Source organism: Thiospirillum jenense, assembly GCF_014145225.1.
In the GTDB taxonomy this organism is placed as follows: domain Bacteria; phylum Pseudomonadota; class Gammaproteobacteria; order Chromatiales; family Chromatiaceae; genus Thiospirillum; species Thiospirillum jenense.
The window spans coordinates 23473-44773 of sequence record NZ_JABVCQ010000002.1 but is presented as its reverse complement, the minus strand read 5'-3'; the positions used below and the strand labels follow the sequence as shown (position 1 = coordinate 44773).

20 protein-coding genes are annotated in these 21301 nt (G+C 46.2%); 11 read left to right on the top strand and 9 right to left on the bottom strand.

What is annotated here, in order from left to right:
- Positions 1–86 precede the first annotated feature (86 nt).
- Positions 87–1082, bottom strand: a complete 996-nt coding sequence (locus HUK38_RS00940; RefSeq protein ID WP_182581902.1) for a S49 family peptidase — start codon at positions 1080–1082, stop codon at positions 87–89.
- Positions 1083–1390: 308 nt separating this feature from the next.
- Here HUK38_RS00940 and HUK38_RS00935 point away from each other — a divergent pair, with 308 nt between their 5' ends.
- Positions 1391–1729 carry a P-II family nitrogen regulator gene (locus tag HUK38_RS00935; RefSeq protein ID WP_182581901.1) on the top strand — a complete coding sequence of 113 codons (339 nt, stop codon included), beginning with the start codon at positions 1391–1393 and terminating at the stop codon, positions 1727–1729.
- 34 nt (positions 1730–1763) lie between these two features.
- Here the strand turns inward: HUK38_RS00935 and HUK38_RS00930 are convergent, their stop codons facing one another.
- Entirely contained in the window at positions 1764–2594 is an 831-nt protein-coding gene (locus HUK38_RS00930; protein ID WP_182581900.1) for an outer membrane protein assembly factor BamD, read from the bottom strand.
- 117 nt (positions 2595–2711) lie between these two features.
- Between HUK38_RS00930 and rluD the strand changes: the two genes are divergently transcribed.
- Both rluD and pgeF read left to right on the top strand, forming a co-directional pair.
- Positions 2712–3674, top strand: a complete 963-nt coding sequence (gene rluD, locus HUK38_RS00925; protein ID WP_338065339.1) for a 23S rRNA pseudouridine(1911/1915/1917) synthase RluD — start codon at positions 2712–2714, stop codon at positions 3672–3674.
- The gene (pgeF, locus tag HUK38_RS00920) at positions 3664–4410 is read left to right on the top strand and encodes a peptidoglycan editing factor PgeF (protein ID WP_182581899.1); all 747 of its coding nucleotides are present in this window, start codon (positions 3664–3666) and stop codon (positions 4408–4410) included. The genes rluD and pgeF overlap by 11 nt, the downstream gene beginning before the upstream one ends.
- A gap of 128 nt (positions 4411–4538) precedes the next feature.
- Here the strand turns inward: pgeF and HUK38_RS00915 are convergent, their stop codons facing one another.
- Positions 4539–5453 (bottom strand): DNA adenine methylase, encoded by a 915-nt coding sequence (locus HUK38_RS00915; protein WP_182581898.1) that lies wholly within the window; start codon positions 5451–5453, stop codon positions 4539–4541.
- A gap of 307 nt (positions 5454–5760) precedes the next feature.
- Here HUK38_RS00915 and queC point away from each other — a divergent pair, with 307 nt between their 5' ends.
- The 3 genes from queC to queG all read left to right on the top strand — a co-directional run bounded on the left by queC (position 5761) and on the right by queG (position 7994).
- Positions 5761–6480 (top strand): 7-cyano-7-deazaguanine synthase QueC, encoded by a 720-nt coding sequence (gene queC / locus HUK38_RS00910; protein ID WP_182581897.1) that lies wholly within the window; start codon positions 5761–5763, stop codon positions 6478–6480.
- 87 nt (positions 6481–6567) lie between these two features.
- Positions 6568–6918: a hypothetical protein gene (locus tag HUK38_RS00905; protein ID WP_182581896.1), complete on the top strand. Its 351-nt coding sequence runs from the start codon at positions 6568–6570 to the stop codon at positions 6916–6918.
- A complete protein-coding gene (gene queG / locus HUK38_RS00900) occupies positions 6918–7994 on the top strand; it encodes a tRNA epoxyqueuosine(34) reductase QueG (RefSeq protein ID WP_182581895.1) in 1077 nt (358 codons plus the stop codon). Before HUK38_RS00905 ends, queG begins: the two co-directional genes overlap by 1 nt.
- On the opposite strand, the gene HUK38_RS00895 is transcribed toward queG, so the two are convergent.
- The 5 genes from HUK38_RS00895 to HUK38_RS00875 form a co-directional block, all read right to left on the bottom strand.
- Positions 7975–9528, bottom strand: a complete 1554-nt coding sequence (locus HUK38_RS00895; protein ID WP_182581894.1) for an alpha-isopropylmalate synthase regulatory domain-containing protein — start codon at positions 9526–9528, stop codon at positions 7975–7977. The genes queG and HUK38_RS00895 overlap by 20 nt on opposite strands.
- Positions 9521–10921 carry a threonine synthase gene (gene thrC, locus HUK38_RS00890; protein WP_182581893.1) on the bottom strand — a complete coding sequence of 467 codons (1401 nt, stop codon included), beginning with the start codon at positions 10919–10921 and terminating at the stop codon, positions 9521–9523. Before thrC ends, HUK38_RS00895 begins: the two co-directional genes overlap by 8 nt.
- Before the next feature lie 5 nt (positions 10922–10926).
- The gene (locus HUK38_RS00885; protein ID WP_182581892.1) at positions 10927–12615 is read right to left on the bottom strand and encodes a thiamine pyrophosphate-dependent enzyme; all 1689 of its coding nucleotides are present in this window, start codon (positions 12613–12615) and stop codon (positions 10927–10929) included.
- A gap of 72 nt (positions 12616–12687) precedes the next feature.
- Complete coding sequence (gene ribF, locus HUK38_RS00880) at positions 12688–13617, bottom strand: bifunctional riboflavin kinase/FAD synthetase (RefSeq protein WP_182582001.1); 930 nt, start codon at positions 13615–13617, stop codon at positions 12688–12690.
- Between the two features lie 86 nt (positions 13618–13703).
- Positions 13704–17003 carry a hybrid sensor histidine kinase/response regulator gene (locus HUK38_RS00875; RefSeq protein ID WP_182581891.1) on the bottom strand — a complete coding sequence of 1100 codons (3300 nt, stop codon included), beginning with the start codon at positions 17001–17003 and terminating at the stop codon, positions 13704–13706.
- Between the two features lie 267 nt (positions 17004–17270).
- Here HUK38_RS00875 and HUK38_RS00870 point away from each other — a divergent pair, with 267 nt between their 5' ends.
- The 5 genes from HUK38_RS00870 (at position 17271) to HUK38_RS00850 (ending at position 20476) form a co-directional block, all read left to right on the top strand.
- The gene (locus HUK38_RS00870) at positions 17271–17642 is read left to right on the top strand and encodes an Mth938-like domain-containing protein (RefSeq protein WP_182581890.1); all 372 of its coding nucleotides are present in this window, start codon (positions 17271–17273) and stop codon (positions 17640–17642) included.
- 454 nt (positions 17643–18096) lie between these two features.
- Positions 18097–18555, top strand: coding sequence for a tRNA (cytidine(34)-2'-O)-methyltransferase (locus HUK38_RS00865; RefSeq protein ID WP_182581889.1), 459 nt, complete (start codon positions 18097–18099; stop codon positions 18553–18555).
- Between the two features lie 35 nt (positions 18556–18590).
- The gene (locus tag HUK38_RS00860) at positions 18591–19244 is read left to right on the top strand and encodes a hypothetical protein (RefSeq protein WP_182581888.1); all 654 of its coding nucleotides are present in this window, start codon (positions 18591–18593) and stop codon (positions 19242–19244) included.
- A 74-nt stretch (positions 19245–19318) separates the two neighbouring features.
- Complete coding sequence (locus tag HUK38_RS00855; protein ID WP_182581887.1) at positions 19319–20044, top strand: SDR family oxidoreductase; 726 nt, start codon at positions 19319–19321, stop codon at positions 20042–20044.
- 9 nt (positions 20045–20053) lie between these two features.
- A complete protein-coding gene (locus HUK38_RS00850) occupies positions 20054–20476 on the top strand; it encodes a hypothetical protein (protein WP_182581886.1) in 423 nt (140 codons plus the stop codon).
- A gap of 27 nt (positions 20477–20503) precedes the next feature.
- Here the strand turns inward: HUK38_RS00850 and HUK38_RS00845 are convergent, their stop codons facing one another.
- On the bottom strand, positions 20504–21301 hold the full coding sequence (locus HUK38_RS00845; RefSeq protein ID WP_182581885.1) for a secretin N-terminal domain-containing protein: 798 nt from the start codon (positions 21299–21301) through the stop codon (positions 20504–20506).

The window sequence follows — 21301 nt, the reverse complement described above, 5'->3', positions numbered from 1 at the left end:
ACCTAATTGAAACCAGCGCCTTATATTTAGAAATGATCACGTTGAAAAAATAGTCACTAACGATTACCTGGGCAATAGAAAGCCCATCACTCTAATCGAATCGCACCATTCAATCCCAGTGCCTGACTGAATGCACTGCCTAATGAAGTACCGAGCCGATCCGCAAAACGTTCTAATAAATCCTGCTTTTTAGTATATTTCACTATATCTTCCGCACCAATCAATTCACGCGCAATAAAACTGCTACTACCCAATCCGTCAGTTAATCCGAGTATGACACTCTCTTCACCATTCCAAAACAGCCCGCTGAATAACACAGATTCTTCACCTTTCAAACGCTTACCGCGACCGAGTTTCACGGCAGCAATGAATTGGCGATGCAATGCAGTTAATTGCTCGTGAATAAACAATTCGTCATCTGAATCAAGCGGTGAAAAAGGGTCTAAAATCCCTTTATTTTCACCCGCAGTCAATAACCGCCGTTCAATTCCTAATGATTCCATTGCCTGTTGAAAACCAAAGCTGTCTAACCGCACACCAATTGAACCGACGAGGCTAGATTTATTCACATAGATAGCATCAGTGGCGACAGCGACATAATATGCCCCAGAAGCACACACATCAACCGCCACTGCATATACAGGTTTATTCGGGTATTTGGCTTTAAGACGGCGGATTTCATCATTAATATAAGCCGATTGAACTGGGCTACCACCGGGGCTATTAATGCGCAACACAATGCCTTTGGCCTGTTCTGATTCAAAAGCACGGCGAATGGCACTAATTACACGCTCGGCGCTGGCTTCACTGTCGGCGGCAATGACACCATTGATGTCAATTAATGCAGTGTGTTGGCTCGTGGGTGTCACAACGTCATCCAGTTCATTGGCGTATATGAGTAATAAAACCACGCACGCATAAGTAATGATGACTAATTTAAAAAACCGACTCCAGCGTTGACTACGGCGCCGTTCGCGCAGAAATTCGAGTGCCAATTGCCGCATGAATGTTTGTTCCCAATGCGGATCTTCATTGGTAGATTGTGATAATTTAGGTGAAGAATGACGGGAAAACCAAGACATGGGTGTTATTCAATCGTTAGGCGTTAAATGATGAAGAGCATCATAGCAAATGACAGTATCAATTAATTAGGGCTGCCGAATGCAAATCAGGTGTGAAGTAGTTAAAGAGACAACCGAGTTAACAATAATGCACGGACACGCCACTGTGCAAACTAATCTACATTGCACATTTGTTGCGCCAGCGGTCAAACGTTGTGCAACCAACCGATGTTTTTTGATAGCCAAATTGACTCGAGCCTCCTATACTGTGTTCTCGAGTTGTCAGTTCAATCCATTGTTTAATCCATTATCACGGAGCTGTAGTTACAATGAAAAAAGTCGAAGCAATTATCAAACCATTCAAACTCGATGATGTGCGCGAGGCGTTGTCAGCGGCTGGTATTACCGGCATGACGGCAATTGAAGTTAAAGGGTTTGGGCGGCAAAAAGGACATACAGAATTATATCGCGGTGCCGAGTATGTTGTGGATTTTCTTCCCAAAGTTAAAATCGAATTGGTGCTGACAGATGACCAATTAGAAACATGCTTAGAGGCAATTACCAAAGCAGCCCGCACGGGTAAAATTGGCGATGGTAAAATCTTTGTCAGTGAAGTCCAGCGCGTGGTGCGTATTCGTACTGGTGAAGAAGATGAGGCCGCCATTTAAATAATATGCACCAGTGCGCTGAATGACTGCCGCGTTAATTCTGATCGAGATTAAGATAATCCCACACCCGCCGGCCAAGATTAAGTTCAGCGGGTGCTGGTTCATCAGTAATTAAGCGCCCGGCTTTGCGGTTTAATTCCAAAACACGCTTCGTATCTGCCGCCAACTGCTCTTCGCCGAGTTGCGTGTACGCATCAATTAAAATGACCAGTGCATCCACAACGGCAACGGTGCGTTGAAAACGTTCAATCACTTGTTGAGCGCGATTAGCAGCGGCAATATACGCGCCCAATTTCATATAATAACGCGCCACGTTGACTTCATGTTTTGCCAAGTTATTGCGCAAATAACGCATTCGCAACAACGCATCAGCGGTATATTTGCTATTCGGAAAACGCCGCGCCAGCTCGGCAAAATCTTGAAACGCATCCAATGCCGACCCCGGGTCACGTTGTGAGGCATCAGTGGGAATAAACCGATCCACAAATCCAACGCTGCGATTATAATTAATAATACCCTTAAGGTAATACGCATAATCCACCAGCGGATGCTGTGGATAAAGTTTAATAAACCGGTCAGCGGCGGCAAGCGCGGCCTCTGGTTCATCACCTTTATAATAGGCATATGCAATATCCAATTGCGATTGCATGGCATAGCGCCCGAATGGATAACGCGCCTCTAATTTTTCGTATAATTCCGCCGCTTTTTCATAATTGCCACCATCCAATTGCTCGGCGGCTTCTTGATATAATTTTGCCGCACTCCAATTTTTTGTTTCATCAAACTCTTTGGTTAATATGCCGCAGCCGCTCAGGTTGCCAATCAACACCATCCAACCAATTAAAAACCATGCCCGCTGTATCATTCTGCCCCATCCCATCCACAGTGTGGTTAACCCGTGTCGCAGTATAGCGAAACTGACTTGCTGACGCCGGCACCGCAATCGCCGACTGCCGATCACGCGACGGCGGCGCGGCAGCATGTGTTACCACCCACCGCCGCCGGCCGCCGTCTTGACCAAGTTCTAGCAGAATTGTTGCCAGAATTTTCGCGCTCGCGGCTGCAAACCTGGATTGCCGACGGGCAGGTGACGGTCAACGGTGCCATTTGTCAACAACAGCGGACGCGGGTGCGTGGTGGTGAGCAGATTGTCGTTTATCCGCAATTGTTGCCAAATGCACACGCGCATCAGCCGCAAGCCCTGCCGCTGGCGATCTGTTTTGAAGATGATCACCTGCTGGTGCTGAACAAACCGGCCGGGCTGGTGGTGCATCCAGCCGCCGGCAATTGGGATGGTACGCTGCTCAACGCGCTGTTGCATTATGCACCACAGTTGGCATTATTACCACGCGGCGGCATCGTGCATCGTTTAGACAAGGATACCACAGGGTTACTGGTTGTCGCAAAAACACTACAGGCGCACACGTCACTGGTGATACAATTGCAACAACGGACGGTGAAACGCGAGTATCGGGCGCTGGTGGTCGGCGAATTGGTGAGCGGCGGGCGGATTGAGTTACCCATCGGGCGGCATCCGACGCAGCGCACTAAAATGGCGGTGGTGGCAAATGGTCGCCCCGCCGTGACCAATTACCGCGTGTTGACCCGCTATCGTGGACACACGCTACTGGCGGTGCAGTTGCAAACCGGCCGCACCCATCAAATCCGCGTCCACTGCGCCCATCTGCGCCACCCGATTGTCGGTGATCCAGTGTACGGATTGCGCCCCCGCCCGCCAGTTGATGCTACACCGCAACTTGTCGCTGCATTACAACAGTTTCCGCGTCAAGCGTTACATGCTATCCAACTGGGCTTGACGCACCCGATCACGGCGCAGCCGTTGCAGTGGGAGATTCCACTGGCAGCCGATTTCGCCGCATTACTCGACCATTTCGCCGCCGATGTCAACGCTTTTGCTTCACATGTCAACCCCCATGTCAATTGAATCGCTCATTGAACCACGCTGGAAACATCCGCCAACGGTGCGCGCTGTGACTACAACGCGACAGGGTGGATGCAGTCAGCCGCCCTTTGCCAGTTTTAATCTAGCCACCCATGTCGGCGATGATCCCGACCAAGTTGCGCACAATCGTGCCCAATTACGCCATCTAGCCCAGTTGCCCACCGCGCCGTTGTGGTTAAATCAGACACACAGTTGTACTGTCGCCACAGTTGGCGCTGATCACCCCGATTGCACGGCGGATGCCAGCATTGCCCGAGCGCCGGGGCAGGTGTGCGCGGTGCTGACGGCGGATTGTTTACCAATACTGTTGTGTGAAACCAACGGTCGCGCTATTGCCGCAATTCACGCTGGCTGGCGCGGGTTGGCGGGTGGGATCGTCGAGCAGACGGTGGCGCAACTTGGTCATCCGCCGTTAAATTTGTCCGCGTGGTTGGGGCCGGCGATTGGCCCGACGGCGTTTGAAGTTGGCGCAGAAGTGCGCGAGATTTTTTGCGATTGTGATAGTCACGCAACAGTGGCATTTCAACCAACAAGGCCCGGGCATTGGTTGGCCAATTTGCCACTATTGGCGCAGCAGCGCTTGACGCGGTTGCGTGTTCGCCACATCGCCAGCAGCGGACTGTGTACAGTCACTGATCCAGCGCGGTTTTTTTCCTATCGCCGCGATGGACGCACCGGGCGCATGGCGACGGTGATTTGGTTAATTTCGGGGGATTAAGTAATAAAAATGACACAGTGTTTTGATATTGAAATGAAGGAACAAATAGCGCGAATTATATTTTGGCTAATAAGTTATTTTGGTTTTAATCTAATCACTTAAAATTGAGATTTTATTAGCTATAGCTATTAAAATGTTAACAATAATCGGTCGCGTACTTCGTGATTCTCAAGGCTTTTGCCATCCATTTGAAAACGTTTGAGCATTGAACGCCCGACATTGATAAACGCTTCACGTTCAAATAATCCGTTGGGTATTGCAATATTACACAGTTTGCGTCCAGAGTATTTTGTGCCGTCGATGCTTAAAACAACGAACACGCCCCGCGCTTTGCAAGCGGCTATAGAATTAAATAAACGTTGTAATGAAAAAGTCTGGGCGCCATAAAGAATTGCTTGGCTATCTGAATACGGTGGATCACAATAAACTAAATCACCTTCTTTTGCTTGTTTCATAGCCTCGGCAAAGTCTAGGTGTAAAAAACACGCTCCTTGAGTCCGAATATGCCAAATATCTACTCGTTTATTAAAACTGTCTGGTGTGATTGGATCGTGAATACCGACCGGGGTACTCATGTAACCATCGTTTTTGCGAAAACGGACAACACCGCCATAGCAGGCGCGGCAGAGATAAAGAAGGTCGGCGCCATTCGGTATCCTATTGTAATTTGCTCGGACAGATTCATAAGCCGTTTTTTTGCCTAATTGCGCTATCAATGCGTAGCGTTCGGCGTATTGTTTTTTTAATAACTCTTTATGATTATGTAAGGTTTGCCATATCTGAATTAATGGCGCAAATGTATCACTAGCAACTGCCTTTTTTGGAGCAAGTACGCCTAATACACCACCGCTGCCGAGGAATGGCTCAAAATAAGTATTAAACTGTTTTGGAAAGAAACTAATAATCAAGTCGGCTTGTTGCTGCTTGTTGCCAATCCATTTTAAGAGTTGAGTACGAAATGGCTTTATTTTGCCAAGTTTTGGTACGGGAGCAATGTCATCGGTCAACAGTTCCAGCTGATGATTGTTAGTAAGCACCAACATTGCTTAAATCCTTGCAGTGGTTTTATTTTAGTATTCTGATTTTAAAACTTTAACTCGAACTTAGAATTAAATATAATTTTAGCGTTCTCCAGCACGATTCAATCATTGTGCCGCTCCAGTGCTGATATTTGTTGAATTGGAACTGTACTCATATTGCTAATGCAATAATGCGCTCTAAAGTTAAATCTGTTGGTAAAGAATTTGCCTATGAACTGCCAAATATTAATACATCGCAAAGTATTAATAAAAAACGCCTACAGGTGGCACCCCCCGCGAAATAAACAAATTAAACCAATGAGTTGATAGTATGAATAATACGAAACCCGCCGTCGTTTTATTAAGCGGCGGCCTAGACTCGGCCACCACGTTGGCGATGGCAAAAGCTGCGGGGTTTACGCCATATGCGTTGTCATTTCGCTACGGTCAGCGGCATATAGTGGAATTGACCGCCGCGCAACAGGTCGCCGCGACTGTTGGAGTAGCGCAACACATCACGCTGGACATTGACCTGCGGCAATTCGGCGGCTCGGCGTTGACGGCGGATTTACCCGTGCCAAAAGGTCGTGAAGCCGCGCTGTTGCAACCAAACAACGCTGTTGCTATTCCGCTCACCTACGTCCCCGCCCGCAATACCATCTTTTTATCATTCGCGCTGGCATGGGCGGAGGTACTGGAATGCGGCGATATTTTCATAGGAGTCAATGCGTTAGACTACTCGGGCTACCCGGACTGTCGCCCTGACTACATCGCCGCCTTCGAGCACATGGCGAATTTAGCCACCGCCGCCGCCGTCAACGGGCGAGCCGTGCGCATCCACGCCCCGCTGATCGCGCTGACCAAAGCGCAAATCATCGCCGCCGGACGGGCGCTGGGCGTGGATTACGCGCACACCAGCAGCTGCTACGATCCCGCCGCCGACGGGCGACCGTGTCAAAAATGCGACGCTTGTATCTTGCGCGCACGCGGGTTTGCCGAAGTCGGATGCGCTGATCCGTTGCTGGCGCGATTTAATTCGGTCAACACTTGAAAAAACGTCGCAGTCACCCAATGCCAGTCATTCGGGTGCGATCACCCGTTTTTAATTCCCAACTTCATTCACGAGGACAAGTATCTAATGAAAACCAGCACCGCTCTCAGCATTATTTTAGCCACTACTGTATTCACCGTCGGCTGTACGCAAGAAACGCAAAATAAAATCGGCCGGTCTCTACAAAACTGGACGGGTGTTAATGGCACATTAGAGGTTTTTTCTAATGGTCAGGTCGTCAAACGCTTTATTAAAATTGATAAACTCACCACCGCCCCAGCGACTGATAGTGGCGGGATACGTCCTTATCGTTTTGGCTATGGCATTCTGGATGAAAACCTCAATGGTAAAAGTGATGAGAATGAGAGAAAAGTGTATTTTGAAATCAGCGATTATTCCACCAATTATGTGTTTTATGGTGATCCGTCTAATAAATAATGCAATTGGCGCTGAATAACCCCACCGAATTGGACGCTTTAGCGCAACAGATTAAATGCTGGGGACGGGAATTAGGTTTTCAGCAAATTGGTATTACCGCCGGAGTCACGCAACACGATCAACAGCGCTTGTTTAATTGGCTCGCGGCGGGTTATCATGGCGAAATGAATTACATGGCGCAGCATCAAGCAATGCGTTGTGATCCCGCGCAATTGCTCCCCGGCACCATTCGGATCATTACCGCCCGCATGAATTATTTACCCGCCGCTGTGCCGTTTTCTGCTAATCCAACCCACGCTGTCATTGCCCGCTATGCGCTCGGACGTGATTATCATCGTGTGATCCGCAAACGATTAAAACAATTAGCCCAGCGAATTGAACAACAGACCGGCGCATTTCATTATCGCCCGCTGGTTGATTCGGCACCGGTATTAGAAAAACCATTAGCACAACAGGCGGGATTGGGCTGGATTGGTAAACACACCAATTTAATTAACCAACAGGCCGGCTCGTGGTTTTTTTTAGGAGAATTGTACGTTGATTTACCGCTGCCAATTGATCCGCCGGCGGTTAATCATTGCGGGCGCTGTCACGCCTGTTTAATGCACTGTCCCACTGCTGCCATTATTGCGCCCTATCAATTGGATGCGCAGCGCTGTATTGCGTATTTGACCATTGAACATCACGGCGCTATTCCTGAATCATTGCGCAGTTTAATTGGGCAACACATTTTTGGTTGTGATATTTGTCAACAGGTGTGTCCCTGGAATCGGTTTGCGCAATTAACACAAGAACGGGATTTTCACCCGCGGCTGCAGTGGATCAATGCCGATTTAATCACGCTATTTAATTGGAATGAACCGCAGTTTTTACAGTACACGGAAGGTACGCCAATACGGCGGCTGGGTTATCAACGCTGGCTGCGTAATATCGCTATTGCATTAGGGAATGCGCCGCCATCACTGCGTATTTGGCAGGCGTTAATTGATCGCTTGGTTTATCCTGATGAATTGGTGCGCGAGCATATTCAATGGGCATTGGCGCGGCATAATCGATTCACACCTGCGCTGTATTAACCCGCAAATCGTGAACCACGCGATTAAACATTCGCATGGTCGCCGCAATGGCGGCAAAGACTTGATTAGCATGAACTCCGCGTGTTTTCCAATCGCCTTCGCCATGATTCCAGGTAATGGTGCATTCGGTCAGTGCATCGGTACGCCCCCCTTTAGGAATACGCACTTCATAATCAGTTAATAACGGCAATTGAATCCCCTGCCGCTTTACAATTTTATTTAAGGCCTGATTAAAAGCATCAAACCCACCATTGCCTGTTCCAGCCGCCGTTAATACCTCATCATCTAAACGTACTTTAATACTGGCAGTGGATTCTAATCCAATACTGCTGGTCACGGTGCAGGCTAATAATTCGGCGTGGTCATAATCCTTACTATCCAATACCTCAGCAATAATAAAAGGCAAATCATCCGCAGTAATAGACTTTTTAGAATCACCTAATTCAACAATCCGCGCTAATACTTTGCGCTGTTGTTCATCAGATAATGCAATATCCAGGCGTTCTAAATTCTTAGCTAATGATGCCTTGCCACTCAATTTACCTAGTGCATAGGTGCGGCGGCGATTAAAGCGTTCGGGTGATAAGCGCGTGTGATATAAACTGCCCTTGCGGTCGCCGTCGGCGTGAATACCCGCCGTTTGGGTGAATACGTCAACACCAATGATCGGGGCATTATCGGCAATGCGTTTACCAGAAAAATGCTGCACTAATTCACTCGCCCGCACTAAATGCGTTTCATCAATACCGAGTGAAAAACCCAATTGATCGCGTAAATTAACTGCGACTTCTGCTAATGAAGCGTTGCCCGCCCGTTCGCCTAAACAGTTAATGGTGCAATGCACCGCCGCCGCGCCCGCTTGGGCGGCAGCTAATACATTGGCGGTCGCTAATCCATAATCATTATGCGGATGAAAATCAAAGGCGCAGGTAGGAAAACGTTGGCGCATATCATTAATGGCAGAGAATACGCGCTCGGGAGTCATAACGCCTAAGGTATCCGGCAGCATTAAATGCTCAATACCCGCATCAGCTAATTGTTCAACTAAATGATACACATAGGCCGGCGAATCAACATAGCCATTTGACCAATCTTCTAAATACAAATTAACCCGCACGCCATGTTCATGCGCAAGATCAATAGTTTCGCGCACGTCAGCAAGATGCTGATCTAATGTTTTACCCAATTGCGTATGGCAATGTTTTTCACTGCCTTTGGCGAGTAAGTTAATCACTTGACCGCCGGCACGGCGAATCCAATTAACGCTATGACCATGATCCACAAATCCCAGCACTTCAATGCGATGCGCTAATCCTTTATCTCGCGCCCAATCCACGATATTCGCCACAGCAAGTAATTCACCATCGGATACTCGCGCTGAGGCAACTTCAATCCGATCCACACGCACTGCTTCTAATAACAATTTGGCAATGCTGGTTTTTTCATCAGGCGCGAATGAGACGCCCTGCGTTTGTTCACCATCGCGCAAGGTGGTATCGAGGATTTGAATAGAACGCGGCGCCGTCTCAATCATTATAGTTTTCCGTATTATCCAAGGTCGTCTGTAAATACTGGCGAATGACATCCGCATCCGCTGCTAAGGTCTTTTGGCGCGTTGGTTTATTCATTAACCCTTGCAAACTGAGCGGTAGGGGCGCGGTTTGACCAGTGGCAATTTGCACTGCTTCATTAAACTTGGCCGGATGCGCGGTGGCTAAACAAATGGCGTCGGGATAATTGGCGGCGGCGTGCATTCCAACCGCAGTATGTGGGCAAATGAAATAACCTGTATCATCATAAACCGCCTGCATTTGTGCCAATGTTTCACTATCATCCACCGCACAAGCAATGAAATCTTTATTCACTTGGCGCCGCTGTGTGGCATTCACAATCAACCGCCGCTCCTGTTCAAAATTAGTTAATGCCGTGCGCACGGCGGTCGCATTTTCATCCAATAGATAATACAAATAGCGTTCAAAATTTGACGCAATTTGAATATCCATTGCTGGACTTAAAGTTTGATAAACATCACCTGCGGCATAAATACCCGTTTGCACAAAGCGGGTTAAAATGGCATTGCGATTGGTGGCTAAAATTAACTGTTCAATTGGCAAACCCATGCGCTTGGCTAAATAACCGGCAAATACATCGCCGAAATTACCCGTCGGCACCGCAAAGCTGACGCGATGATCGGGATTACCGCCACTCACCCGTCCCCACGCATAAAAATAATACACCGTTTGCGCTAAAATTCGCGCCCAGTTAATTGAATTAACCGCGCCCAATTGATAGCGTGTTTTGAATTGCACATCAGAAAACAGCGTTTTAACAATGCGCTGCGCATCATCAAATGTCCCCTGCACGGCAATGGTCTGTACATTCGGCTCGGTGACAGTGGTCATTTGCCGTTCTTGAATTGGTGAAATGCGCCCGTGCGGGTAAAGAATGAAAATGTTAATTCGTGCTTTACCACTGACACCGGCAATAGCGGCTGATCCAGTATCGCCTGAAGTCGCGCCCAAGATGTTTAAATAACTGTCGTTTTGCGTCAATAGATAATCAAATAACTCACCTAACCATTGCAGCGCAATATCTTTAAATGCCGCCGTCGGGCCATGAAATAATTCGAGCAATTGACGTTGCCCAACTTGATGTAATGGCGTGATCTCAGGGTGATTAAAATTGGCATAAGCGCGTTCAATTAAATCGGTAATAACCTCGTCCGGTAATGAATCTCCAATAAAGGGCCGCATAATCTCAGCGGCTAATGCTTGAAAGCGCAATCCCGCCCAGTTCTGTAATTGATCGGCAGTAACAGTGGGAATAGATTCGGGAATTAACAAGCCGCCGTCAGTAGCCAATCCCATTAAAACAGCGTCGGCGAAATTGACTGGCATAATACCGCCGCGTGTGCTAATGTAATTCATAAAAATTACTCATTAAATAATTGAAATAATTGCGATGACGCAGCAATTGCGCATGACTCGGTTGCTGAACAACTCTCTTTTGCCACTGTTTCATTCACCGCCGCTTGTTCGTATAAACGGATTTTCGGTGCCGCTAATACGCACGGTTGTTGAATAATAAACACGGCAGTTTCCGAGCGAGTTAATTGGTCGGCAATAATGGTTTTTAAATCAACTTCACGGTCATTCGCCGAGAATAATTGCACATTATGAATACCAAGTGCTTGACATACCTTGAAAAAATCTAGGCGATGCGTGGCAGCATGATTAAGCGTCCGCCCCGTGCCGGGGTGTTCTTGTTGACCAGTCATGGCGGTCGTGCCATTGTCCAAAATCAATAATAAATGCCCCGTCGGCGGCGGGTTATACGCCATTTCGGCTAAACCGGTCAGCCCGGAGTGAACAAAGGTCGAGTCGCCGATCACGCTAACTACCCGCCGTGCTTGACTTTTTGGCAACGCATGACGCAATCCCAGCCCGACGCCGACGCTCGCGCCCATGCAAACGCAGGTGTCCATCGCCGAAAATGGCGGCAACACGCCGAGGGTATAACAACCGATGTCGCCCGCCACGATGCAATCCAAATCGTGCAGTGCCTGGAATACAGTACGGTGGGCGCAGCCGGGGCAGAGTTCCGGCGGTTTGCCTTTGGCGGGGACGGGTTCTGGACTGTTGTTTTGTGCCAACAGGCGTCGCACTCGCGCAACATCCAACTCACCAAAGCGGTAGCGGTCGGGCTTGCCGATCACGGGTAAACCAGCAGCGCGGAGCGCCTCATACAGCAACGGCTCGCCCTCTTCAACCACGACTAACTGCTTGACTTCACTGGCAAATTCACGGATGCGTTGCAGTGGCAGTGGGTAGGTCATGCCGACGGTCAAATGCCGCACGGTGGGGGCAGCTTCGCGGGCGTGCATTGCCGCAACACCTGTCGCAATGATGCCACAATTGGCACTGCCGCCGCTGTCCTCTACCGGCCCTTCCGCGTCATTCCACGCCGCAATCGCCGCCAATTTGTCACGCAACCGCCGATGCGCGGGCTTGGCATACGCCGGAATCATCACGCGGGCGGGAATATCGCGGCGAAATGATGCAGATACCGGCGCAATCGCCGACGATGGGCGCGGTTTAACCACCGTTTTGGCGTGACACACCCGCGTGGTCAGGCGCAGCAACACGGGAATTTTCCAGCGCTCCGCCACCCAAAACGCCAACAACGTGTAGTCATACGCTTGCTGGGCATCGGTCGGTTCAAGCATTGGTACGCCCGCCGCCCGTGCATAGTAACGGTTATCCTGTTCGTTTTGACTGGACGCCATGCCCGGATCATCGGCCGACACAATCACTAATCCACCGTCAATATCGGTGTAGGCGGCAGTGAATAATGGATCAGCGGCAACATTTAATCCAACATGTTTCATCGTGACTATTGCCCGCGCACCGGCAAATGCCACTCCTAATCCTACTTCTAGCGCCACTTTTTCATTAGGCGCCCATTGCGCTTTACCGCCCAGTTGATTAAAGGTTTCTAATATCTCAGTCGAGGGGGTGCCGGGATAACCGGTGCCTAAACAAACGCCGGCATGAATACAGGCTAATGCAACGGCATCATCACCGCTCATTAATTGGCGCGGTTCTAAAGAATGAACAGTCATGGGTGGTTAATCCAATTGAATAGGGTGGTTGAATACAGAATAAGTTGGGATTTAATCATACCCATTTTGCAATTACAATTTCAAATACGCCCGTGCTGTTGCGACATCCAGCGCAATTTGTGTTTGTAATTCATTTAAAGAATGAAAATGGCGTTCTTCACGCAGCCGCAAACAAAAGGTGACTTCCAAATGTTGCCCATATAAATCATCGTTAACATCAAATAAATGCACTTCTAATAGTTCGCGCAATCCACCACCGACCGTCGGACGTTGACCAATATTGGCCACGCCTGACCAGTGTTCATCATTCGTATTGCGCACCTGTACGGCATACACGCCGCGCAATGGACTGACGCGCCGTTGTAAATAAACATTGGCCGTTGGAAAGCCCAATTGTCGCCCGCGTTTATCACCGTGTTGTACCCGCCCGCAGATTGAATAGGACCGCCCTAATAAATGCTGTGCTAATTCAAATTCGCCCTGCGCTAATACATTACGAATGCGGGTACTGCTAATCCGTTCATTGCCATGTTCGATGCGATGCAGATTCTCTACTGCGAAACCGTGAATTGATCCTAACGTATTTAATAATTGAAAATCGCCTTCACGCCGATAGCCAAAACGGAAGTCATCTCCCACTAATAAAAACCGAATCCCTAATTGTTCAACCAGAACGTGCGTGACGAATTCAGCAGCGCGCATTGCCGCAAACCGCGGCGTGAATTCCAACACCAATAAACGCGGAATATGATTTGCCGCAATAGCCATGGCCTTTTCACGCAAACGTGTCAAGCGTGCCGGCGCCGTGGTTGGAGTAAAAAACTCCAATGGTTGCGGTTCAAATGTAATGACCGTTGCTGGTAAGTTGAGTAGGGCGGCAATTTCTAATAACCGTTGAAAAACAGCGCGATGCCCCAAATGAACACCGTCAAAATTTCCAATGGTTGCCACGCAGCCATGATCGGCTGGAGTTAAATTGGCCAGCCCGCGAATTAGTCGCATCACACCCGCAATCCTCTGGTAATTAGATTTGTCATATTTAGCTAATCACACCATATAACTAGATAAAACTTGATTTTTGAATAGAACTATTTATTCCATGATGCAGGTTTTAGCAATATCAATGCAGTATCAAAATCAAAACTATCTAATGCACGTTTCACTCGTTGCATCGTGGCAAATGGCAATATACGCGCAAAAGCGTCCGCGTGTCGAATCCACATATCAATTGCCTCTACATCACCCTCTGCTAATAACTGACAAAAATACCGCAGATCGCTTTGCGTAGCTGTCATGTCAAATATTGGTGACACATCTGATGCTGAGATCATTAAAGTGCTATTTTCAATAGCAGCAAGATGTTGCAATTGTTCTAAAACTGGCTGTAATTGTGCTAATAACGACGGTAAATGATGCGCAATGTCTAATGCACGAGTTTTGGCGGTTTGTTCAAATGCGGTAGCAGCTGGTGCTAAATGAACCATGCCCAATGTGCCGGCTAATCCTTTTAAGGTATGCGCGGTAGTAATGAGCGTATTCCAATCATCTTGTGCCAAAGCTGTCGTCAATGTTATTTGTGCATCCTTAAATTGTGTATAAAAACTATCCAACATGTGTTGATAAAATCTGATATTGCCACCCACGCGTGCTAATCCTGCTTGGGTATCTATGCCTTCAATCATTAGCAATGGGATGGAATTATCATTTGGGGTAAAATTATCATTCAGCAACGTAGAGCATGTGTGGCTCACTTCATTAGTAGTTACCACATTATTTGCACTACCAACATCACTATTGTCATGATGTTGATTTGCCTTATCGTGTAATAGATAGCGGCTGAGAACCTCATAAAGTTCATTTGGTTCAAATGGTTTAATAAGATAATCCTGCATTCCTAATGTCAAACCATGTTCGCGTTCTTCCGTCAACGCATGAGCGGTCATAGCAATAATGGGCAAATGAGAGTAGCGTTCATCTAAGCGGATTTGAACCGTTGTTTGATAACCGTCTAATACTGGCATTTGTAAGTCCATTAAAACTAAACCATAATATTCTGGTGAGTGAGCGGCAAGCTGTGTCATAGCTTCACCGCCATGATTTGCAATATCAACCTGAATCTGATGAGCTGACATCAATTCAGTTGCGATTTGTTGATTTAATAAATTGTCTTCAACAAGTAATACACGCATTCCGTGTAGTGCTGCGCCGGTATCACTATTGAATAATTGATTATTTGACGCCACTGGATAAAAAGATTTTTCATGCGATTGCGTAAGATAGTGGTAAAGTGCAGTTGGCATGAGTGGCTTGCTTAAAAAAGACACTTGCGCTAAAGGTGCAGTTTTATTGTAGCCGCGAACATTCTCCAAGTCATATGCCGTAACGATAATGGTGTGATCTGGTATTTTAATTTGACTAGCGTACAAAGTCGTTAATACAACGTCAGCATCCATATCTGGCATCACCCAATCTAATAAAACAACATCGTAAGGTTGACGATGTACCTGAGCAGTGCGAATCAATTCAATAGCTGCTTGACCCGTTGCACAGGTTTCTAATTGTGTAATACCGAATTGCTGTAATAAACGCAGTGATCCTTTTTGCGACTCCGGATAATTATCCACGATCAATGCGCGCCAACTTAACAAAGGTGTATTTGTATTATCACAATCGTTGATAGTTGATAATGGAGTTGGATATAAGCGCTGAAGTTGAATTGAAAATGTAAAACTGCTGCCCTGTCCAACCTGACTTGTCGCACTAATATCACCACCCATCATTATCACAAAACGACGTGAAATGGCCAAACCTAAACCAGTGCCGCCGTATTTGCGGGTCGTGGAAATATCAGCCTGCGTAAATTCTTCGAATAAGTGAGTTGTTTGCTCAGGAGACATACCAATACCGGTATCTTCAATACGAAAACAGACAGTTATCATTTGTGCATCTTCGGCAATGACATTCAACATTAAACGGACATGACCAATATGAGTAAATTTAACAGCATTGGACAGTAAATTGGTTAAAACTTGTCGCAAGCGCAGTGCATCACCCATGACCGTATTTTTTTCTTGCCATGATCGCAATCCATTAATTTCACACAATAATTCAATATTTTTTTCTTGCGCGGTTTGTTGTACTAATAATAGAGATTCACTCATCACTTGTTCAAGTTGAAATGGCGCGTTATCTAATTTTAATCGCCCCGCTTCTACTTTAGAAAAATCTAAAATATCATTTAAGATACCGAGTAGTGATTTAGCCGCCGCTTGCGCCTTTGTCAAATAATCATGTTGTTGCACAGTTAATTCGGTATTCAATGCTAAATGTAACATACCAATTACGGCATTCATTGGAGTGCGGATTTCATGACTCATGTTGGCAAGAAAGCGACTTTTTGCTTGAGTTGCCGCTTCAGCGTTCAGCCGCGCTACTTCTAATTCGCGCTGGACGATTTCACGTTGCGCAATATCATTTTCAATTGCAGTTGCCATTTTGTCTAATACATTTCCTAATATCGCAAGTTCTTCCGCACCATTAGTGCTATTACCAATTCGCGTTTTATAATGTCCAGTTGCCAGTTGATCAGCAACGATACGCAATGTACGAATCGGCCGTAAAATGTAATGATTAATCATATAGCTTTGGGCGCCAATCAATAAAATCATCACTAATACACCTAAACTGGATACCAGCGTCCAATTGAGCAACTGTTGACGTGCGCGATTTAATTCATTATTGGTACGCTGATCAACCAATCGTAATAGCTGTTCAATTGCTTCAGATAATCGTAAGCGTCGTTGATTATATTCACGGCTACCAATTTGGTGCTGGGCAAAGGTATAATCCGGATTTGCATCCGATACGAATTTTTTTTGTTTGGGATCATACAAACCTTGTGTTGCTGCAAAAGCAATTTGTTCAATCTCTTTTAATGATTCACTGACTGTCAAAATGTGATCTAATGCTGCTAGTTCAGTTTTATTAAACCCGAGGTGGCGCATTCGTTCACGCAGCGACTGTTGATCGCCATGAGTAGGCAATTGATGTTCTAAATCACCGGCAATCACTTTTTCCCAATAGATAGTTGGGTTTCTAACGGCAAGCGTTGGTTTTTCACCTTCACGGATACCTAAAATGTCATAATAATAAAGTAAAAAACGTGTTTCTCCCAAATTAGCATAAAGTCCAACCAAGCGCGCCAGTAATTCGGATTCTTGACGCAGTTGGCGAACTAATAAAAGTGCTTGTTGGCGGTGTTCTAATGCAGCATCAAGGAATGTGTGTGATTGCCATACAAACCATGCAAAACCACCATTGATATTGAGCATCAATAACAACATGATGGCAAAAACTATTGGGAGACGACTAAGTTTTAATTGATTCATTCTAATAATAACACAAGCGTATTGCATATTAGCACTGAGTTGTGTAAATTGGTAAAATAACACAATTGAAAACGATAGTCTATAATAACAAATGGCGGCAAAAGCCAACATTTCAGCTGAGAGCATTTGTTATTTCTGGTGATTCTAAATAAAACCATTTATCATGCCGAATGGTAGCAAACAACTCGCTTATCAAGCAGCGAAAAATCTCAGTTATGCGGCGCTATTAAAAAACAATAGTGACACTGAATAATTCTAGGTTAATCTATGTCTATTCAATTACTCCCGACCCATCACCATCAAAGTATTACCGCTTACACTGCTACCAGCATTACTGTTGCAGGCCATGAATTTCAGCACAGTTTTATGATTGGAACGGAATTGGCGCCGCGCATCTGGGACGCTGCCAATATCATGACGATCACGTCTGCACATTTGGAATATTTATTAGTCAATTCTCCGCAAATTGTTTTGCTCGGTATTGGCAATCGACAACAATTTCTTGATCCAAAAGTGTACGCAATCCTCTATGAACGTGGGATTGGATTGGAAATGATGACGACAGGTGCCGCGTGTCGCACCTATAATATTCTTATCGGAGAAGGACGCCGCGTTACGGCTGGATTTTTATTAGATTAAATATAAAATCAGGGGTTTTTAAATAAAACCGCGATATTATTATAATTCAAATGATTTAATCCATGCTGCCATAGGTTTTGCTGTTTCATTGTCATTGTTCACTTCTTTCCAACCATGTTCATCTTGAATCATTGCCAATAAACTGGTATCGCTATTTAAATAGCGATTCAGCTACTCCATTTCTTGCTCTAATGTGCCATCATAAAGATATGAATATTTCCGGAAAACTGTCAATCTCAATTCGGCAAGTTTGTGAAGATAAGCAGCTAATGCCTGACCACGATATATTTCAATATGGGGATTTAGAATAATTAGATAGAAATTCTTGTTATTTTGGGTTAATAAAAAATACTTTATGCAAGTAAATCTGGTATCAGCTGATGTATTTTGGCAGTCTTTTTACCATAATGCTAGTGTTAACAAACATAAAAGAGTGATGAAATACGATTAAGTTATGGATGTTTTACTTTATGAACCAGAAATTCCACCAAATACAGGAAATATCATGCGGCTATGTGCGAATGCCGGTGCGCATTTACACCTGATTGAACCACTGGGATTTTCGCTTGATAACCGCCAGTTGCGCCGCGCTGGATTAGATTATCGTGAGTGGGTTGAAGTTGTCACTTATCCTTCTTTAACAGCATGTTTGGCACAATTAAATCCGCCACGTTTATTTGCATTGACGACTCGCGGGCAACGTTATTATACCGATTGCCATTATCAACTGAATGATGCGTTATTATTTGGTCCTGAAACCCGAGGATTGCCGTGTACCGTACTTGACCAATTGCCAGCTAATCAACGCCTGCGTATTCCAATGTGTCCTGGTAATCGCAGTCTTAATCTGTCTAATGCCGTTGCTGTGGTATTATTTGAAGCATGGCGCCAACAGGGATTTAATGGTGTTTAGGCAGTGATTTTAGACTTACATGCACGGCATTATCAATGATATTTTTTAGTCAATATCGTTTCAAGCGGGCGGGGCTGGCAATCAAACTCTTGATGGCGGTTTTGACCGTAGCCTTGTTTTTTATGAGTTATCAATGGGGTAATCATTGGCAACACAATCATTCGTTGAATACGCTGCCATCATTGCAAGGTGTTCAATTGCAACCGCCACTGGTATTGCCACTTTTATCACTGTATGATGCCGCCGGTGCGCCGTTTGATTTAATCCATGAGCAGCACAATTGGGCATTGCTTGTCTTAATACCAAATCAATCAAGTATCACTCAAAAAACTATTAAACGCTTGATTGAAATCATCAATCGGTTAGCTGGTCAACCTACATTGCAGCAAGCATTGCAATTGTTGCTCATTATGCCGATGCTCGAATCGCAGCAAAACGTGAAATTAACAATTTTGCCGCAATTACATTTGCTCACGGCGAGTGATCGGCAACTGGAGCAGTTACGTTTAGTGTTGGGTGATCATTCGGATCATAATACACAACCTTCGGCATCTGATTCCGCCGCCCTGCCGCCATTTTATCTAATTAACTCCAACCATCAAGTCATTGTTTTATTTCCAGCGGTGCAGTCAGCAGCGAGTATTGCCGATGACTTAAAACACGTTTCAATGGCGTATCTTAATAATTAGTTTCTTAAATCTGTATAAATTGTTGGGTGTTATCACTAAACGCTTTTTTATTAAAGCAACACGAGGATTTTGCCATGTCTCATTTGATAAAAACATCTATAAAACCCGTGACAGTGATTACTGGTGCGGCGGGTAATCTCGGCGCTGCCTTTGCGACTGCAATGGCCGCGACGGGTGCGCGGTTGGTGTTACTCGATCATAACGCCGATGCACTGAATGCCGTGTGTGCGACCTTGCCAGCGGGTTGTGAAGCGACGTCCTTTATAGTGGATTTAATGACGCCCGCGGCAATTGCGCAAACCATTGCTGCAATTAAAAAACGGTATGATCACATTGATATTTTGGCAAATATCGCCGGTGGATTTAGTATGGGACCACCAGTGCATGAAACCAGTGATGATGATTGGGAACGTATGATGAATTTGAATGCCCGCAGTGTGTTTTATTTATGTCGTGCAATTGTTCCCACAATGATCGCCCAAGGTGGCGGTAGTATTATCAATGTCGCAGCGCGGGCGGCGTTAATGGGTCAAGCGCAGATGGCGCCGTATTGCGCATCTAAATCAGCAGTGATGAGTTTAACTGAAAGTTTAGCGGCAGAATTATCTGCGCATTCTATTCGAGTCAATTGCGTTTTGCCTGGTACTTTAGATACGCCACAAAACCGAGCGGCAATGCCAAATGCCGATTATCAGCGGTGGGTGACGCCGGCATCACTCGCGGAAGTGATGGTATTTTTAACATCCAATGCAGCGCGGGATATTTCGGGTGCGGCAATTCCAGTGTATGGGCGTTGTTAATTTATGTTCATGCGTTATTTATTCAGTTCATTAGCCATAACATCCGTCTTTTTAATAACCATAGGCAGTTCTTCAAATACACCAGCGGCACCGTTGCGTGATCCGCAAATGGCGCCGCTATTGCTGACACTTGTAACGACGGCAAAAGAATTAGATTTATACAATAGTCGCTGCCGTAAAGATGGCGCTGGCCGTTATAGCGACAATTTGAATAAAACGCTGGTGAGTCGCTATCGAATGACTATTCTGGATGTGCAGGATCGTTATTTCCCAGAACGGGATTATCGAGCGGCACAAGCGCAACTAGACCAGCATTTTTTTAATCAATTACAAGCACTCGGCGGGTGCGCCGCCGCAAAACAGCAAGGGTTTTTTGAGCAATTGCGCGAGCGTTTCGATCAAGCGTTAGCCGAATTATTACGCCTGCTTTAAATAACGTTGGCATTCATCATCACCGCTTTATTGCGGCAATTCAGTCACGCGCAATTGTAATTGCATGTCTGATTGCTGTTGGGTTGACCAATGCTGTTGGCCGCCGGCGTTATTCCACTCACCATTGATATTCACCGCACCGATATTTAGCCAGGTGCCTAAATGACCACGCACCGTTGTAGTCGCCTGTTGGGTATGTTGATTGCCATTTAATTCGGGGCGCTCATTCCACTGATACAATTCAATTGTCACTTGATCGCCGTGCAAACGTGGCAGTGCATAAAAGCCGGCCGTTTGTGCTTGATAAGTCGTTTCCATTGTCAAGGGCGGTGGTGGAATACGCGGATCACGCGCTGGATACCAGGGCAATTGATATTGCATGGTAGGAATGACTTCACCACTCCGAATTAACGCCGGGCGCCCGTCTAATGTTTGCACCCGTTGCGCAATGGAATCATTCAGATCATTCGTTCGATAATAGCGAACAGTGCCGCGTGTATCTTGGCTATTTTGGTCACGCGCTTGGCGCACTTCTATTAACAACTGCCGCGCTGGTTGATCTAATCGCAGCAGCGCTTCACGAATAGCGTGTAATTCACTGGTGCTGGCATTGACAATTAACTGATTGCCATGTGCGGTAATACTACTACCGCGCCCGAGTAATGGCCGCAATACTTCGACTAGATCACCCGCGGGCTGTTCATAAACGGGTAGTACCACTAATGAACGGGCAGCAAACGCGGGTGCTGGAATCGCTAGATAACTTAAAATAAAACAAATCGCCAATCGCAACTGGCGCGAAATGTCATTGCTATTAATCAACAT

What these genes read in the sequence shown, in the direction of transcription:
- HUK38_RS00905 (WP_182581896.1), top strand. Translation starts at nt 6,568, where the DNA reads ATGAAAACCAGCACCGCTCTCAGCATTATTTTAGCCACTACTGTATTC.
- queC (WP_182581897.1), top strand. Translation starts at nt 5,761, where the DNA reads ATGAATAATACGAAACCCGCCGTCGTTTTATTAAGCGGCGGCCTAGAC.
- HUK38_RS00855 (WP_182581887.1), top strand. Translation starts at nt 19,319, where the DNA reads ATGTCTCATTTGATAAAAACATCTATAAAACCCGTGACAGTGATTACT.
- pgeF (WP_182581899.1), top strand. Translation starts at nt 3,664, where the DNA reads ATGTCAATTGAATCGCTCATTGAACCACGCTGGAAACATCCGCCAACG.
- HUK38_RS00870 (WP_182581890.1), top strand. Translation starts at nt 17,271, where the DNA reads ATGTCTATTCAATTACTCCCGACCCATCACCATCAAAGTATTACCGCT.
- ribF (WP_182582001.1), bottom strand. Translation starts at nt 13,617, where the DNA reads ATGCGACTAATTCGCGGGCTGGCCAATTTAACTCCAGCCGATCATGGC.
- HUK38_RS00845 (WP_182581885.1), bottom strand. Translation starts at nt 21,301, where the DNA reads ATGTTGATTAATAGCAATGACATTTCGCGCCAGTTGCGATTGGCGATT.
- HUK38_RS00895 (WP_182581894.1), bottom strand. Translation starts at nt 9,528, where the DNA reads ATGATTGAGACGGCGCCGCGTTCTATTCAAATCCTCGATACCACCTTG.
- HUK38_RS00885 (WP_182581892.1), bottom strand. Translation starts at nt 12,615, where the DNA reads ATGACTGTTCATTCTTTAGAACCGCGCCAATTAATGAGCGGTGATGAT.
- HUK38_RS00915 (WP_182581898.1), bottom strand. Translation starts at nt 5,453, where the DNA reads ATGTTGGTGCTTACTAACAATCATCAGCTGGAACTGTTGACCGATGAC.
- HUK38_RS00875 (WP_182581891.1), bottom strand. Translation starts at nt 17,003, where the DNA reads ATGAATCAATTAAAACTTAGTCGTCTCCCAATAGTTTTTGCCATCATG.
- HUK38_RS00940 (WP_182581902.1), bottom strand. Translation starts at nt 1,082, where the DNA reads ATGTCTTGGTTTTCCCGTCATTCTTCACCTAAATTATCACAATCTACC.
- thrC (WP_182581893.1), bottom strand. Translation starts at nt 10,921, where the DNA reads ATGAATTACATTAGCACACGCGGCGGTATTATGCCAGTCAATTTCGCC.
- HUK38_RS00930 (WP_182581900.1), bottom strand. Translation starts at nt 2,594, where the DNA reads ATGATACAGCGGGCATGGTTTTTAATTGGTTGGATGGTGTTGATTGGC.
- HUK38_RS00935 (WP_182581901.1), top strand. Translation starts at nt 1,391, where the DNA reads ATGAAAAAAGTCGAAGCAATTATCAAACCATTCAAACTCGATGATGTG.
- HUK38_RS00865 (WP_182581889.1), top strand. Translation starts at nt 18,097, where the DNA reads ATGGATGTTTTACTTTATGAACCAGAAATTCCACCAAATACAGGAAAT.
- HUK38_RS00850 (WP_182581886.1), top strand. Translation starts at nt 20,054, where the DNA reads ATGCGTTATTTATTCAGTTCATTAGCCATAACATCCGTCTTTTTAATA.
- queG (WP_182581895.1), top strand. Translation starts at nt 6,918, where the DNA reads ATGCAATTGGCGCTGAATAACCCCACCGAATTGGACGCTTTAGCGCAA.
- HUK38_RS00860 (WP_182581888.1), top strand. Translation starts at nt 18,591, where the DNA reads ATGATATTTTTTAGTCAATATCGTTTCAAGCGGGCGGGGCTGGCAATC.